This is a genomic window from Streptomyces sp. NPDC087215, from assembly GCF_044744885.1.
Taxonomy (GTDB): domain Bacteria; phylum Actinomycetota; class Actinomycetes; order Streptomycetales; family Streptomycetaceae; genus Streptomyces.
On sequence record NZ_JBIUZD010000001.1, the window covers coordinates 260531 to 274258 of the forward strand.

At 73.8% G+C, this 13728-nt stretch carries 11 protein-coding genes; 3 read left to right on the forward strand and 8 right to left on the reverse strand.

Going from position 1 to position 13728, the window contains the following annotated elements:
- Positions 1–29: 29 nt before the first annotated feature.
- Positions 30–2141, reverse strand: a complete 2112-nt coding sequence (locus tag ACIO92_RS01085; protein ID WP_366440748.1) for a flotillin family protein — start codon at positions 2139–2141, stop codon at positions 30–32.
- Positions 2142–2499: 358 nt separating this feature from the next.
- Here ACIO92_RS01085 and ACIO92_RS01090 point away from each other — a divergent pair, with 358 nt between their 5' ends.
- Positions 2500–3564 (forward strand): PucR family transcriptional regulator, encoded by a 1065-nt coding sequence (locus ACIO92_RS01090; RefSeq protein ID WP_401236171.1) that lies wholly within the window; start codon positions 2500–2502, stop codon positions 3562–3564.
- A 12-nt stretch (positions 3565–3576) separates the two neighbouring features.
- On the opposite strand, the gene ACIO92_RS01095 is transcribed toward ACIO92_RS01090, so the two are convergent.
- On the reverse strand, positions 3577–3999 hold the full coding sequence (locus tag ACIO92_RS01095; RefSeq protein WP_401236173.1) for a hypothetical protein: 423 nt from the start codon (positions 3997–3999) through the stop codon (positions 3577–3579).
- Positions 4000–4147: 148 nt separating this feature from the next.
- On the opposite strand from ACIO92_RS01095, the gene ACIO92_RS01100 reads away from it, so the two are divergent.
- Positions 4148–4735: a TetR/AcrR family transcriptional regulator gene (locus ACIO92_RS01100; RefSeq protein WP_401236174.1), complete on the forward strand. Its 588-nt coding sequence runs from the start codon at positions 4148–4150 to the stop codon at positions 4733–4735.
- On the opposite strand, the gene ACIO92_RS01105 is transcribed toward ACIO92_RS01100, so the two are convergent.
- From ACIO92_RS01105 to ACIO92_RS01115, 3 genes are read right to left on the reverse strand one after another with little or no spacing between them, the layout of a single operon-like run.
- Entirely contained in the window at positions 4720–5574 is an 855-nt protein-coding gene (locus tag ACIO92_RS01105; protein WP_366440744.1) for a hypothetical protein, read from the reverse strand. The two genes, ACIO92_RS01100 and ACIO92_RS01105, sit on opposite strands and share 16 nt — an antisense overlap.
- Positions 5571–7664 carry a GMC oxidoreductase gene (locus ACIO92_RS01110; protein ID WP_402280550.1) on the reverse strand — a complete coding sequence of 698 codons (2094 nt, stop codon included), beginning with the start codon at positions 7662–7664 and terminating at the stop codon, positions 5571–5573. The genes ACIO92_RS01105 and ACIO92_RS01110 overlap by 4 nt, the downstream gene beginning before the upstream one ends.
- Positions 7661–8104, reverse strand: coding sequence for a hypothetical protein (locus ACIO92_RS01115; protein WP_366440742.1), 444 nt, complete (start codon positions 8102–8104; stop codon positions 7661–7663). The genes ACIO92_RS01110 and ACIO92_RS01115 overlap by 4 nt, the downstream gene beginning before the upstream one ends.
- Before the next feature lie 336 nt (positions 8105–8440).
- Here ACIO92_RS01115 and ACIO92_RS01120 point away from each other — a divergent pair, with 336 nt between their 5' ends.
- On the forward strand, positions 8441–8749 hold the full coding sequence (locus ACIO92_RS01120; RefSeq protein ID WP_402280548.1) for a hypothetical protein: 309 nt from the start codon (positions 8441–8443) through the stop codon (positions 8747–8749).
- 270 nt (positions 8750–9019) lie between these two features.
- On the opposite strand, the gene ACIO92_RS01125 is transcribed toward ACIO92_RS01120, so the two are convergent.
- The 3 genes from ACIO92_RS01125 to ACIO92_RS01135 all read right to left on the reverse strand — a co-directional run bounded on the left by ACIO92_RS01125 (position 9020) and on the right by ACIO92_RS01135 (position 13593).
- Positions 9020–11890, reverse strand: a complete 2871-nt coding sequence (locus ACIO92_RS01125) for a SpaA isopeptide-forming pilin-related protein (protein WP_402280546.1) — start codon at positions 11888–11890, stop codon at positions 9020–9022.
- Between the two features lie 619 nt (positions 11891–12509).
- Complete coding sequence (locus ACIO92_RS01130) at positions 12510–12920, reverse strand: hypothetical protein (RefSeq protein ID WP_402280544.1); 411 nt, start codon at positions 12918–12920, stop codon at positions 12510–12512.
- A gap of 145 nt (positions 12921–13065) precedes the next feature.
- Positions 13066–13593 carry a hypothetical protein gene (locus ACIO92_RS01135; protein WP_366440739.1) on the reverse strand — a complete coding sequence of 176 codons (528 nt, stop codon included), beginning with the start codon at positions 13591–13593 and terminating at the stop codon, positions 13066–13068.
- Between the last annotated feature and the right edge of the window lie 135 nt (positions 13594–13728).

The following is a 13728-nucleotide window of genomic DNA, read 5'->3' on the forward strand; positions in this document are numbered from 1 at the left end:
GGGCCGGTGGTGACCGCTGCCCGTGGCGGTCAGTTCGTGGCGGTGCCGCGCGGTGCGGTGCCGCGGGGCTTGCTGCCGTTGGCGCCTGCCGGGGCGGGCTTCGCGGTCGCGGGCTTCGCGGTCGCGGTCGGCGCGGTGGTGGTCGGCGCGGCTGCTTCGAGGGCCGCGGTGAGGGCCGGGGCGGCCCCGTCGAGGACGCCCGAGCCCATGATCTTCGCGAGGAGCGCGGAGACGCTGAGGTTCTGGACGTCGGAGGTGCTCAGCGAGCCCAGGACCTTGGTGAGGTCCTGGGTGAAGGAGCCCTCTCCGTCCAGCCAGGGTCCGGCGAGGGCCTGGGCGGTCTTCGAGTGGTCCACGAAGCCGTCGAAGGACCTGCCGAGGGAGACCGACTGGACGATCCGGTCGAGGAAGACGGAGTCGCCGCCGACGATGTTGATGTCGGCCCGCTCCAGTCCGGTGGCCAGGACGGTGGCCTGGGCCTCGGCGACCTGTCGCTGCACGTCGAGCCCCGCGAGCCGGACCTCCTTCTCCGCCGCCAGGCGCAGGCGGTACTCCTCGTGGGTCCGCGACGCCTCGTCGAGCGCTGCCATGGCGGCGGCCTTCTCGGTCAGTCCCTCGGCCTCGGCCTTCAGCTTCTCGCCGATCGCGGTGGCCTCGGCGAGGGCCCTGGCCCGCAGGCCCTCGGCCTCGGCCCGCAGCCGGGCCCCGGTGGCCTCGGCCTCGGCGCGGCCCGCCTTCTCGATGACGTCGGCCTCCTTGTCGCGGACCTCGACGGCGGCCAGGCCCTCCGCGGCGGCCTGCGCCTTGACGCCCTCGGCGAGGCGGATCTTGGAGCGGGCCTCCATGTCGGCGGCCTTGTTGCGGGCCTCGGCGAGGGTGAGTTCCTCGGCGGCGCGGTGCACGGCGGCCTGTTCGGCGGCCTCCGCCGCCTTGATGTCCTTGACGAGCCGCTCCTGGGCCTCCGCCTCGGCGGCGATGACGAGCACCTGCCGGTCCCGCTCGGCCTCCTCGACGGAACGGAGCCTCTTGATGGACTCCTCCTGCTCGGCGACCGTGCGGTCGACCGCGATCCGCTCCCGGATGACCTCGGCGATGTCCCGGCGCTCGGACTCGACCTCCTTCTCGGCGGCGATGCGGGTGAGCTGCGTCTCCCGGTCCCGTGCGATGACCTCCAGGAGGCGGTCCTTCTCGATCCGCTCGTTCTCGACGGCGATCACCCGCTCGCGGTTCTTCTGGGCGACGGCCACCTCGCGGGCCTGGTTCTCGCGCTGGACGCCGAGCTGCTCCTCGGTCCTGAGGAAGGCGCTCTGTGCCCGCAGCCGCTCCTCCTCGACCACCCGGGCGGTCTCCGCCTCCTCGCGGGCCCGTACGGTGTCGATCTCGCGCTTCTGCTTGATCTCGGCGTCCGCCTGGCGGCGTTCGAGTTCGAGGATGGCCTCGCGGGCGTCGACGTTCTGCCGGGTGATCTCCTTCTGCTCGTTCTGCCGGAACTCGTTGGTGCGGACGTTCTCGAGGGCGGTCAGTTCGGTGATCTTGCGGATGCCCTGGGCGTCGAGGATGTTGCCGGGGTCGAGCTGGCCGAGCGGGGTCTGCTCCAGGTAGTCGATCGCCGCGTCCTCCAGGCTGTAGCCGTTGAGGTCGATGCCGATGATCTCGATGATGCGGAAGCGGAGTTCCTCGCGCTTGGTGTAGAGGTCGGTGAAGTCGAGCTGCTTGCCGACGGTCTTCAGCGCCTCGGAGAACTTGGCGTTGAAGAGTTCCTGGAGGGTGGCCTTGTCGCTGGCCCGTTCGGTGCCGATCGCCTGGGCGACCTTGATGACGTCCTCGACGGTCTTGTTGACCCGGACGAAGAACGAGATGCGTATGTCGGCGCGGATGTTGTCCTGGCAGATCAGCCCGTCGCGGCCGGTGCGGGAGATCTCGAAGCTCTTCACCGAGATGTCCATGACCTCGGCCTTGTGCAGGACCGGCAGCACGATCTGTCCGGTGAAGCTCACGTCGACGGTACGGGTCTTGGAGACGATCAGTGCCTTGCCCTGCTCCACCTTGCGGAACAGCCGGCTCACCAGGAGGAGCATGACGACGGCGACGAGCAGGACGACGGCGATGGCGACGCCGACACCCACGGTCAGGAAATCCATGGAGAACCCCGTATCGATGGAGGACGAGCACAGGCAGGGGGAAGGACGCGCGGTGGGGGCGCGCGGTTCGGGCGGAACGGAGACGGACGGACGGCCGCGGGGGCCCACGGCGGGACGGGCGGGCGCCGTCCAGGAGGCCGACCGCTCCGGAAGCGCCGGGTCCTTTTCCGTGTCCCGGCATCGGGGCCCCGCCCTCGTCCTGCCGCAGGGGCATTCTGACGCTCCTCCCGCTCCGGCGTCACTGCCGTGATCAGGCAGTCTTCGGCGTCTTCCCGGTGCCGGTCACGAGCACGTGGAGGGCACATGACACCCTGGGCCTCCGCGTCAAGAACGCGTCAAGAACGAACGGGGAGGGGTCGTGACGGACCAGGACACGGCGGTGGACCAGTTGGCGGGGTACGCGGCGATCCTGACGGCGGTCTGCGCGACGGGCCGGGGGCTCACCCGCGAGGAGCGGGAGTCGCTGCGGTCGCACGGGGAGCGGGCGGCCGAGTCGGGGACGGGGCTGCGGACCCTCGTACGGGCGCTGCTGTCCTGCGCGCGCGAGGAGGTCGGGCCGGAGCTGCCGCCCGCCTCGGCCGAGCATCTGCTGGGCGCGGTCGAGCAGGCCGTGGACGCCTTCGCCGAGGGCCACGAACGGGCCCAGCGGCTCGCGGTGCGCCAGGAGGAGGCGGCGCGGCGCGAGTTCATCGACGATCTGCTGCACGGCGGCAGCGACCTCGGGCGGATAGCCGAGCGCGCGGGGCACTTCGGGCTGCTGCTCTCGCACGCGCACGCGGTGGCGGTCGCGCAGGGGCGGGAGTCGTACGGCGACGGCTACGAGGTCGCGCGGAGCGTCGAGTCGTCCCTGCTGGCACGGTTCGGCACCCGGCGCATCCTGCTGACGACGAAGGACGGGCGGCTGATCTGTGTGGCGCCCGCCGACGAGCCGGAGGTGCTCGCGCACTTCGCCAAGCAGGCGTACGCGGCGACGGACGGCGGCCAGGTGGGGGTGGGCCGTCCGCATCCGGGTCCCGGAGGTGTCGTCCACTCGTACCAGGAGGCCCTGAACGCGCTGGACCTGGCCGTCCGCATGGACCTGGACGATCCCGTCCTGTACGCGGCCGATCTCCTCGTCTATCCGGTCCTGACCCGGGACCGGCAGGCCATGGCGGATCTGGTGCGGACGGTGCTCGGCCCCCTCCAGGGGGCGCGCGGCGGCGCTCGGCCGCTCCTGGAGACGCTCACCGCCTATTTCGACACGGGGTGCGTCAGCGCCCAGGCCGCGCGGCGACTCAGTCTGAGCGTACGGGCCATGACGTACCGTCTCGACCGCATCCACCGGCTGACCGGGGCGGACCCGACCGATCCGGTGCAGCGGTACACCCTGCAGACGGCCGCCATCGGGGCCCGTCTGCTGAACTGGCCCGACCGGCCCCTGTGAGCGGGGCGCGGTTCAGCGGGCGGCGAGTTCGGCGTTCGCCCGCGCGGTGACATGGGCGAGGGCGCGGGCGGTGACCTCGCGGTCGGCGTCCGGGAGGTCGCCGTAGAGACGCTCGGCCAGGGCGGTCACGGCGTCCGTGAAGCTCCGCTGGAGGGTGGCGCCCCGCTCGGTGACGGCGCCGTCGAACAGTCCGGCGGAGGTGATCTCGTCGAGGAGGGCGTTCGCCTCGGGCTCCTCGATCTTGAGCGTGGCGGTCAGCCGCTCGGCCGCTCCGGCCCGGTCGAGGCCCTCGGCGACGGCCTTGAGCGCTACGGACCGGTGGAAGGTCAGACCGGAGTCGGCGAGCATCCGGTCCCGGACGGCGGCGACGGCGTGGTAGGTGATGCCGATGAGCTGCCCGTCGAGCAGGGGGGCGGTGGCGGCGGGAGCGGTCATGGCGTTCTCTCCTCGGGCGGGCTGCGGAAGCGTCGGACCGCCAAGCGGAAACCTCTCCGCTTGACGTGCCCTCACAGCAAACGGAGACTGCTCCGCTTCTCAAGGGCTAAACGGAGAGTTCTCCGTTCCGTCCGCTACGCTGCCGTCCATGAACGCCCCCGCCGAGCGTGCCGACGCCGCCCGCAACCGCCTCCGCATCCTCGGCGCCGCCCGGCGCCGACTCGCCGCGGACGGCTTCGCCGCCCTCTCCCTGGACGCCGTGGCCAAGGAGGCGGGGGTCGGCGTCGGCACGGTCTACCGCCGCTTCCAGAACCGGGCCGGACTCGTCTACGCCCTCGTCGAGGAGAACGAGAGCCGCTTCCAGCGCGAGTTCGCCCGCCACTGCGCGGACGGCTCCCCCGCCGCGCCCGACCGGCTGCGCGCCTTCCTGCACGGCATGGCGGACCTCGTCGAGGAGAACCGCGAACTGCTGCTCCTGGCGGAGTCGAGCGCCCCGGCGGGGCGCTACCGCAGCGGCCCGTTCCGCCGCCACCACGAGCAGATCACCGACATGGTCGCGGAGCTGGCCCCGGCGGCGGACCCCGCCTACCTCGCCGATCTGCTCCTGATGGCGTTCACCCCGGGCCTCTTCGACTTCCAGCGCGCCGAACGCGGCTGGGACGTGGACCGCATCAAACGCGGCCTCGACGCGCTGGTCGGCGGGATCGGGGCCGCCGGGTCTCAACCACCCAGGTAGTAGGGCCGGTTGTGGGCGGCGACGGGCGGCGACTGATACGTCCAGGCACCCACGGCCGGAGCCCCGCCGAGCAGCAGTTCCAGGTCCCGCCCGACGTCGGACGTCCGGTCGAGGACCGTGAGTCCCGCCCGCGCGGAAGCCCCGTCCGGCGCGCCGTCCAGAGGGCGCCAGACACAGGGGGCGTAGATGTCCATCGGTCCCGCGAGGGCCCGGCCCTCCTCGTCCGTCCCGTACCCCGTGACGGGCGTGTTGTTCGCCGGTCGCCCCGGGAGCGAGGTGAGATCGGCGGCCAGGGAGAACAACGCCCTCTCCCCGCGCCGCAGTTCACCCTCCGGCCCCAGTTCCGCGCTCCGGCAGGTCACCTCCCAGTCCTCGGCCTCCGGGCCGTTCGGGGACGGCATCGTCGCCTCGAACCAGGCCGGGTACTTGGGTTCCGCGTAGAGCCTGCGGCCCGCGTCGATGGCGAGCGGGTTGTCGCACAGCACGTGGATGCGGCCGATGCCGAGCAGCTTGGTCTGGTCGTGGCCCCGCGCGTACTCCCCGTAGGACACCTCGGGCAGCCGCTCCTGCGCTCCTGCGGGGAAGGCGACGATGTTGACCTCGATCTCCTGGGTGACGCCCGCGCCGGAACGGTACTGGGCGAAGTACAGCTGGAAGTTGACCGAGAGCAGCGCCCGGCCGCCGAAGTCGGCGGGGAGCAGCGCCGGATGGTGCCGGGCGAGGACCTCACGGGCGGGTCCCGGGTCCACCAGGAAGTCCAGGCCCAGCTGGTGCAGGGCCCCGTAGTGGAAGGGCAGTCGGTACGGGGCCGCCACCGGCGGCAGGGGAAGCGGGCTCACGATACGGCTCCAGAGGGGTCGGCGGGCCGGGCCTCGCGGCCGACGGCTGCCCGCCGGTCGCGCGCGGTCAGGTCGGACTCGACGCGCTCGGCACTGCGCAGCGCCAGGGCGGCCATGGTCAGGGTCGGGTTGGAGGTGGCGAGCGAGGGCATACTGCCGCAGCCGACCGCGTAGAGCCCCGGGTGGTCCCAGCAGCGCTGCCAGTGGTCCACCACGGAGGTGGCCGGGTCGTCGCCCATGATGTGGGTGCCGCCCCCGTGGCCCGCGCCCCGGAACGCGTACGTACGGCCCCGGTGGGTGAAGGTCCCCGGCCGTCCCGGATCCGGGTCGTGGTCGCTGTGGTCCTCCGCGCCGAGCAGCCCGAAGAGCCGGTCGGAGACCGCCCGCGCCGCCGCGAAACCCTCCCGGACGTGCTCGGAGAGGTCGTACGAGACGACCGGGCGCGGCAGCCCCAGGGCGTCGCGGCGCTCCGGGTCGAGCGTGACGCGGTTCGCCGGGTCCGCCTCCTGCTCGATCTCGAACTGCAGGGCGAACTGGCGGCCGACGCGGTCGCGCAGCGCGGTGCGGAGCGCGGGCCCGAAGAGCCTGCGGCCGTCCGGTCCTCCCCCACCGACCAGGGCCGCCACGTCCGCCCCGGTGCCACCGGTCGCCCACGTCCAGCCCCAGTTGCCGATCTCGACGCGGAAGGGGGCGTGGCGGGCGCGGGCCGGGCCGAAGCGGAAGCCTTCGAGACCCGAGGTGGAGCCGGGCCCCCGGTAGGGGCCGACCTGTTCGGGCAGGAGTCCCCAGGTCAGCAGGACGGGATGGTCCATCAGGTTGCGGCCGACCTGGTCGCTGCGGTTGGCGAGGCCGGAGAGCAGCAGCAGCCGGGCGTTCTCGACGGCGTGGGCGGCGAGGACCACGACGTCCGCGCGGACCCGGTGCCGGGTGACGGCTCCGTCCGCGCGCCCGTCCCCGTACGAGAGGTACTCGACGCCCGTGGCGCGTCCGGCGCCGTCGACCAGCACCCGGCCGACGACGGCCCGGTCGACCAGGGTGACCGAGGGGGCCCAGCGGGCCTGGGTGCGCAGCGGGGTGTACTTGGCCCGGGAGGGGCAGACGGGGATGCAGCTGGCGTGCCCCTCACAGCGGCGCCCGCCGGGGCTCGGGGCCGGTCCGCCGGGGCCCGAGGCGTGGCCGTCGGGGCCCGGGGGCCGCAGGTCGGGGGCCGAGGTCCGGCCGCCGGGCGCCGGGGCCGGTGAGCCGGAGCCCGAGGCGTGACCGTCGGGCCCCGGGGGCCGCAGGTCGAGGGCCGGAGCCGGTACGGCGGGCGCGGCGGCCCGCGCTTCGGGGCCCGGGGCCCGTACGTCGGGGGCGTCCTCGCCGTACGCGATGCCGTACGCGGGGTTCGGGACGCCGTCGCGGCCGTGGGGCGTGCCCACGACCCGGAGCGGGACCGGCTCGCCGGTCGCCGGGTGGGGGACCGAGCGGCCGTCCAGCCGCCCGGCCACGACGGTGTCGAGGTGGCTGGGCGGCAGGGCGTGCGCGGGGAAGACGTAGTCGTCGGGGAACGGCAGCCCCACGTGGGCGCGTTGCTCGGTGACGTCGGCCGCCACGCCGATCTCCCGTTCGGCGGCCCGGTAGTACGGTTCCAGATCGGCGTAGCCGAGCGGCCAGGCGCGGCCGTAGCCGAAGAGGTCGGTGCGGAAGTCCTCGGGGTGCATCCGGGGAGTGAGCCCCGTCCAGACGTTGCCGGTGCCGCCGTTCACCCTGACGTACGTGCTGGAGTACGGCAGCGGTCCGCGCTGGACCAGGTGCCCGTCCGCTCCGGGCGCGAGGTCGGTGACCTCCGGCCAGGGGGCGGCGGGGTGCGGCACGTAGGGCGAGCCCGGCACCTTCACCGTCGCCGCGAGGAAGGTGTCCACGGCCTCGCGGTGGCCGCGTTCGGCGTCCCCCGCGCGCGCCCCCGCCTCCAGGACCAGGACGCGCCGCCCGGCCGCGCCGAGGCGGTGGGCCATCAGCGTTCCGGCGAAGCCGCCGCCGACGACGACCACGTCGTACACGGGTCCCGCCGCCTCGGCGCGCGGTCCGTGGGGTCCGGCGGGGCTCATCGGGGCGTCCCCGGTCCCGCCGGGCCCGCCTGCGCGGCCGGTCGCGCCGCCCAGCTGCCGAAGCCCTGCGGGGAGGTGCCGGGTGCCCGGCCGCCGAAGGTCCGCCAGACCAGGCCCTCGGCGTAGGCGCGCGCCGAGACGAGGAAGGGCCCGGTCCCGTCGAGACCCGGCCAGACGCCCGTGTACCAGAGCCGGGTGACGGCCTCGGCGAGCCCGGCCACGTCCTCAGGGGCTTCGAAGCCGGTCGCGGTGGGCGGGGCCTCGTCCGCCGCCGTGACGAGCCGCGCGTAGTGGTCGGGCTTGGTGTGCGCCTGTACGACGTCCCGGTAGGCGTCCGTCATGCCGGTGGCGGCGAGTTCGTCGGCGTCGAAGCCGGTCAGCCGGACGGACAGGGCGACGAACGCGTCCCCCATCTCACCGGTTCGGGTTATCTCAGGCACCTCGGTCTCCCCCCATCGGCCTCTGAACGGGCATCGAAGCAGGCGACGGCCGAAGCGCACGGGGATGCCCGGCGAGATCACCCGGACGGGTGGCGACCCGTACGGCAAACCTTCCCGGCGTGGTTTGGCCACTTTCCGACTGCCCGGCGGGGCGGGACGTTTCGGGCCGGAAAACGCTTGGACCGCGCGGAGGGCGTCGGGGGACACCCGGCTGCTCCGCGACCGGCCCGACACCTCGGGGTCAGGTAGGGAACATCCAGAATCATCCGCGTCACCGGAATCATCCGCGCAACGAAAACCCTCCCCCTCGCACGAGGGGCTGCCCGGCGAGGGCTCGTGCCGCTCGCCCTCCGCTGCTACGGGCGGGAACCGCTCCGGCTGCGCCTGCTCACCGCACCCGCGACGCTGCTGCCCGCGCCGGGAAACATCGGCATCGGCTACATCGCGCCGCTGATCGTCGCCGAACTCGTCGGCCGGGGCCGGATCGTCGAACAGGGCGCCCACCAGGAACTCCTGACGGCCTGGGGTTCGTACGCCGAGCTCTGGCGGCACCGGTCGGGCGGCTTCCTCGACGACAGCGCGGGCCCGCTGGCCCCGCCGCGCGCCCGGCTCGGCCGACCCCGGCGGCGCCCGCCGAGGTCGTGAACGGCTCCGGCGGGCCGCCGTCGAGAGCGCGGGGAAACGGCTCCGGCGGGCGTCCGCCCGGGACGGTGGGGACCGTACCGGGGCGGACGCCCGCCGGGAGTGGGACGCGGTTGTCGTGAGGCGGACGTCCGCCCCGGGAACGGCCGGACCGTCCTGGGGCGGGCGTCCGCCGGAGAACCGGCCGGGTCGGCCCGGCCGGGCCTTTCGCGGGCTCCCTACCGGACGGCGGTCAGGCCCGTCCGGTGGGGGCCGCCCGGCCGGGGGCGCCGGTCAGGCCGCCGGGCAGTCGCCGTAGCCCTGATCGCCGTACCCCTCGTCGCCGTAGCCGGTGGGCTCGCACGGCTTCTCGCCGCGCTTGTTGGAGACCCGGGCGACCACGACCTCGTGCGCGGCGGAGACCACGTACGGACCCGTGACCGGGTCGGCGGGCAGGACGTAGCCGTCGGGAACGGCGGTCTCCCGCAGGTAGTACGTGCCGTGTTCGAGGTCACCGAAGGAGCACTGGCCCGCCGAGCTGGTCGTGCACGGGGTGCCGATCTTCGTGTCGGGGGTCGCGCCGCCGGTCTGGAGACCGGTCACGCCGTTGGTCTCCTCCCACAGCTCGAACGTCGCGCCCGGCAGCGGCGCGTGGCTGTCGGCGTCGGTCTTCACGAGCTTGACCTTGCCCTTGCCCGGCGGGACGGGGGTGCGGCTGTTGGAGGCGGTCACGGAGACGCCGTCCGAGGCGTTGGCCTCGGTCAGCACCAGGGGACCGAACACGGCGGGCGACGGCAGGTCGTAACCCGTCGGCGCGGCCGTCTCCTGCCAGTAGTACGTACCCGTCTCCACGGTCCGCGAGCAGACACCGCTGAGGCCGGTCACGCACGGCGCGCCGATCGTGGTGTCCGGGTCGGCGCCGCCGGTCTGGAGGCCGGGCACATCATTGGTCTCCTCCCACAGCTGGAAGGTCGCGCCCGACAGCGGCGCGCCCGTGAGCGCGTCCGTCTTGACCACCTTGACGGCGCCGGTCGTCGGGAGGGAGGTCGCGGTGTTCACGGCGGTCACCGACACACCGCTCGAAGCGTTCTCCGCGGTCAGCACCAGAGGACCGAACACGGCGGGCGACGGCAGGTCATAACCTGCCGGAGCCGCCGTCTCCTGCCAGTAGTACGTACCCGTCTCCAGAGTCCGCGAGCAGACACCGTCAGAACCGGTCACACACGACGCACCCACCGTCGTGTCGGGATTCGCGCCGCTCGTCTGAAGGCCGCTCACCCCGTTGGTCTCCTCCCACAACTGGAAGGTGGCGCCCGCCAGCGGGTCACCACTCTCCGAATCCGTCTTCACGACCTTGACGGCGCCGGTCGTCGGGAGGGAGGTCGCGGTGTTCACGGCGGTCACCGACACACCGCTCGAAGCGTTCGCCGCGGTCAGCACCAGAGGACCGAACACAGCGGGCGACGGCAGGTCATAACCCGCCGGAGCCGCCGTCTCCTGCCAGTAGTACGTACCCGTCTCCAGAGTCCGCGAGCAGACACCGTCAGAACCGGTCACACACGACGCACCCACCGTCGTGTCGGGATTCGCGCCGCTCGTCTGAAGGCCGCTCACCCCGTTGGTCTCCTCCCACAGCTGGAAGGTGGCGCCCGCCAGCGGGTCACCGGTCGCGGAGTCCGTCTTCACGACCTTGACGGCGCCGGTCGTCGGGAGGGGGGTCGCGGTGTTCGCCGCGGTCACGGAGACGCCGTCCGAGGCGTTCGCCGCGGTCAGCACCAGAGGACCGAACACGGCGGGCGACGGCAGGTCGTAACCCGTCGGCGCGGCCGTCTCCTGCCAGTAGTAGGTGCCCGTCTCCACGATCCGTCCGCAGACGCCGTCGGCACCCGTCACACAGGGCGTACCGACCTTGGTGTCCGGGGTCGCGCCGGTGGTCTGCAGACCGCTGACGCCGTTGGTCTCGTGCCACAGCTGGAAGGTGGCGCCCGCCAGCGGGTCACCGGTCGCGGAGTCCGTCTTCACGACCTTCACGTCACCGGACTTCGGGACGGGGGTGCCGCAGTCGGGCAGGTCGCCGTTGAAGGGGTAGGCGTGGAACTCCTGGCCGCCGCCGCCCGTGGCGGAGCTGGTGTGGGTGAGCGAACCGGTCGTGAAGAAGCGCCCGTTGAGGCCGGGCAGCGTGACCGTCGCCATCGACGACTGGTCACCGACGAGGACGCTGCCCTGGAACTGTCCGGTGCCCTCAAGGCGTACGGAGGTGGCGTCGGGGAAGTTCCACAGCAGGCGCTCGCGGTAGGCGTTCAGCGGGTCGGAGGCGTCGTCGATGCCTCCGCTGTACGTGCTGACCGTACGGTTGGCACCGAGCACGTTGACGAGGATCGTCGCCCCGGCGGGAATGCCCGCGAAGACCAGGCCCTGCTGGCCGCCGGTCGGTCCGGTGAGGTTGAAGTCGGCGTTGAAGACCTGGAGCGGCGAGGTCCCGTCGCCCGTGAACAGCGTCTGGCCGCCCTGGTTCACGGCGGTGCCCGTGGGGGTCCTGGGCGCGCCGTCGACGCGGGCGTAGCAGCTGCTGGCCGCGGTGAGGCTGTCGCGCAGTCCGGCGTACGGGGCGGTGGCGTCCCCGTCCTGGACGAGGGTGCCGACCACGGTGCCGGTGACGGTGCCCTCGTGGCGTACGGTCCCCTTCTCGCCGGGGACGCCGCCGGTGGTCTCCAGGCGCTGGCCCGCGGCGATGGTGACGTTGCCACCGGTGGTGAGGAAGTCCGCGTCCGTGGGCGGCGGGACCCGGGAGCCGACACCGACGATGCCGAGGTTGTAGAGGGCGGAGGCTCCGGCGTCCTTGCTCTGGTCGAAGGAGTCGAGGACGACGACCCGGCCCTCGGCCTCGGCCGCCCGGCCCCGGACGAGGAAGTCGTTCCCCACGAAGATGTTGACGGCGTTGTCACGGCCGGCGATGGGGCCGTTGTTGATGCCGGGGAAGTCCGCTGGGCAGGACCCGGGGACGCAGGGCCCGAGCCCGCCGGGCAGCGGGGCCGCGCTCGCGGCCGTGGCGCCGGGGCCGAGGAGGAGCGCGGGGAGGGCGGCGAGGACGACGGCACAGGAGAGCCCGGCCGAACCGATCCTTCGACGGCGGCGCCCGGGGCGCCCTGGGGAGTGCTGAGTCATGGCGCGAGTCTCGGTTCCCCCCGTACGGGGGGCCACGCACGGTGACGAGTATTGATCCGCCCGTGGCGCGGTGTCACCGCCAGGTATGACGGGAGACGGCCGGATGGCGGAGGCGGGACCGGTCATCCGCCGTAGGGCCCCGCCTCACCGGTGCTTCCGCCGCACGGGCCCACCCGCACCCCGCCTTCTGGCGTACGGGCCCGCCGCGCGGCCCCTTCCGCCGTACGGGTCTCACCGCGCCACGCCCTCTGCCCTCCCGGGCCCGTCAGTGGTGCGACGGGGCTGGACAAGCGGTGGGGCAGGCCCGGTGTTCCGCAGCGCCGCCTCCGCCCGCACCGGCCACGGGTGCTCGGGACCAGTGCCCTCCGCCGCACGGAGCCGCCGCGCCCCGCGGCTCCTGCCGGACCGGGCGCGGCGGCGCACCGGGCCGGGCTTGGAGCGGGGCCGGGTGCCCCGGCTCAGAGACGGACGCGGCGGACGGGGGCCACCGTCCTGGCCAGAAGGTCCACGGAGAGGGTCCGGCGATCGTCGACGCCGGAGACGGGAGGCCGGAGCCCCCCACGGGCCCGGCACCGGCAGCGCGCGCCCTGTTTACGCCCGGCCCTCGGTGTGTGCCCGCTCACTGCTGTCCCAGGTGGAGGTCGCGGCCCGCCTGGTAGACGCGGGCCCGGTCGGAGGCGGTCGCTTGCTGGGTGACGGTCGGGGGGTGTGGTGCGGCGGGCTCCAATCGGGCCAGGAGGCCGCGTAGTTCCTCGGCGACTTCGGGGTGTTCGGCCAGCAGTCGCCGGACCCTGCCCCGCCACTCGCCCCGGAGGTCGGCCTCGGTCTCCTGGTCGCCTTCGGTGCGCGCCCTGATCAACTCCTCGCGCGTGGAGTCGAGTTCTGCGGAGATGTCGGCGGCGCGCTCGGGCCGGGCCCGGCGCCACATGTCCACCACACCGTCCCGCACCGTGTTCCAGGCGTCGGTCGCGAGCAGGGTCACGAAGGCCGTCCCGGCCGTCCCCGCCAGGGCCATGATCTCTGCTTCCAACGAAGCTTCCCTCCTCGTACTCGTCCGGGGGCTCACCCTAGGCGAGCCCCCGGACGGACGACAGCGGCCGACCGGCCGCCCCGGGAGGGGGCATCCGGGCGGCCACCGGGCCCACGAGGCGGGCTCCGGTGACCCGCCGGGTGGGTCAGGCCCAGCCCGTGCACTTCTTCCACGGGTCGTTGGTGTTGTCGTGGTAGAGGCAGGCGCGGACCTTGCGGTCGGACGGGTCGTAGTACATCGGGGTGCGCGTCTGGCTGTAGTTGGTGCCGCCGGACGCCGTCCAGCCGCTGGCGCCGAGCGTCTTGCCCGGGAGGATCTCGCAGATCGTGCCGTCGAGACGGCAGCGCTCGACGTACGTGCCGTACTCGAATCCGTTGCTGCCGTTGGGGTAGCGGGCGCGGCCCCAGGCGAACACGTCGCCGTCCGTGGTGCCCTTGCGCAGCTCGACGGTGAAGCCGCTGCCGTAGTCGTGGGGGCCGGACGCCGTGGCGGGGCCGCTCTGCCAGGTCTGGACGTTGGGGTCGTGCCCGTCGCACCCGTAGTTGTAACAGGCGGTGGCGCGGGCGGAGGCCGGGGCGGGGGCGGCCAGGACGGCCGCGAGAGCGGAGAGCAGGGCGGCGGCGGAGACACCGGCCCGGGAGACGGTCCGGCGGAGAGGAGTCGTACGTGACATCGGTGGTGCGGGTCCTTTCGTACGGTGCGATCGTGTCCGCCCGGCGGAACGGGTGGGGCCGGCGCGGCCCCACCGGCTCCGCCGGGCGGCGGACGGGGTGCGCCCCCGGTCCGTCGGCAGAAGCGTCGCGCGACG

Coding starts and splice junctions, on each gene's coding strand:
- ACIO92_RS01085 (WP_366440748.1), bottom strand. CDS start 2,141: ATGGATTTCCTGACCGTGGGTGTCGGCGTCGCCATCGCCGTCGTCCTG.
- ACIO92_RS01125 (WP_402280546.1), bottom strand. CDS start 11,890: ATGACTCAGCACTCCCCAGGGCGCCCCGGGCGCCGCCGTCGAAGGATC.
- ACIO92_RS01100 (WP_401236174.1), top strand. CDS start 4,148: ATGAACGCCCCCGCCGAGCGTGCCGACGCCGCCCGCAACCGCCTCCGC.
- ACIO92_RS01135 (WP_366440739.1), bottom strand. CDS start 13,593: ATGTCACGTACGACTCCTCTCCGCCGGACCGTCTCCCGGGCCGGTGTC.
- ACIO92_RS01110 (WP_402280550.1), bottom strand. CDS start 7,664: ATGAGCCCCGCCGGACCCCACGGACCGCGCGCCGAGGCGGCGGGACCC.
- ACIO92_RS01095 (WP_401236173.1), bottom strand. CDS start 3,999: ATGACCGCTCCCGCCGCCACCGCCCCCCTGCTCGACGGGCAGCTCATC.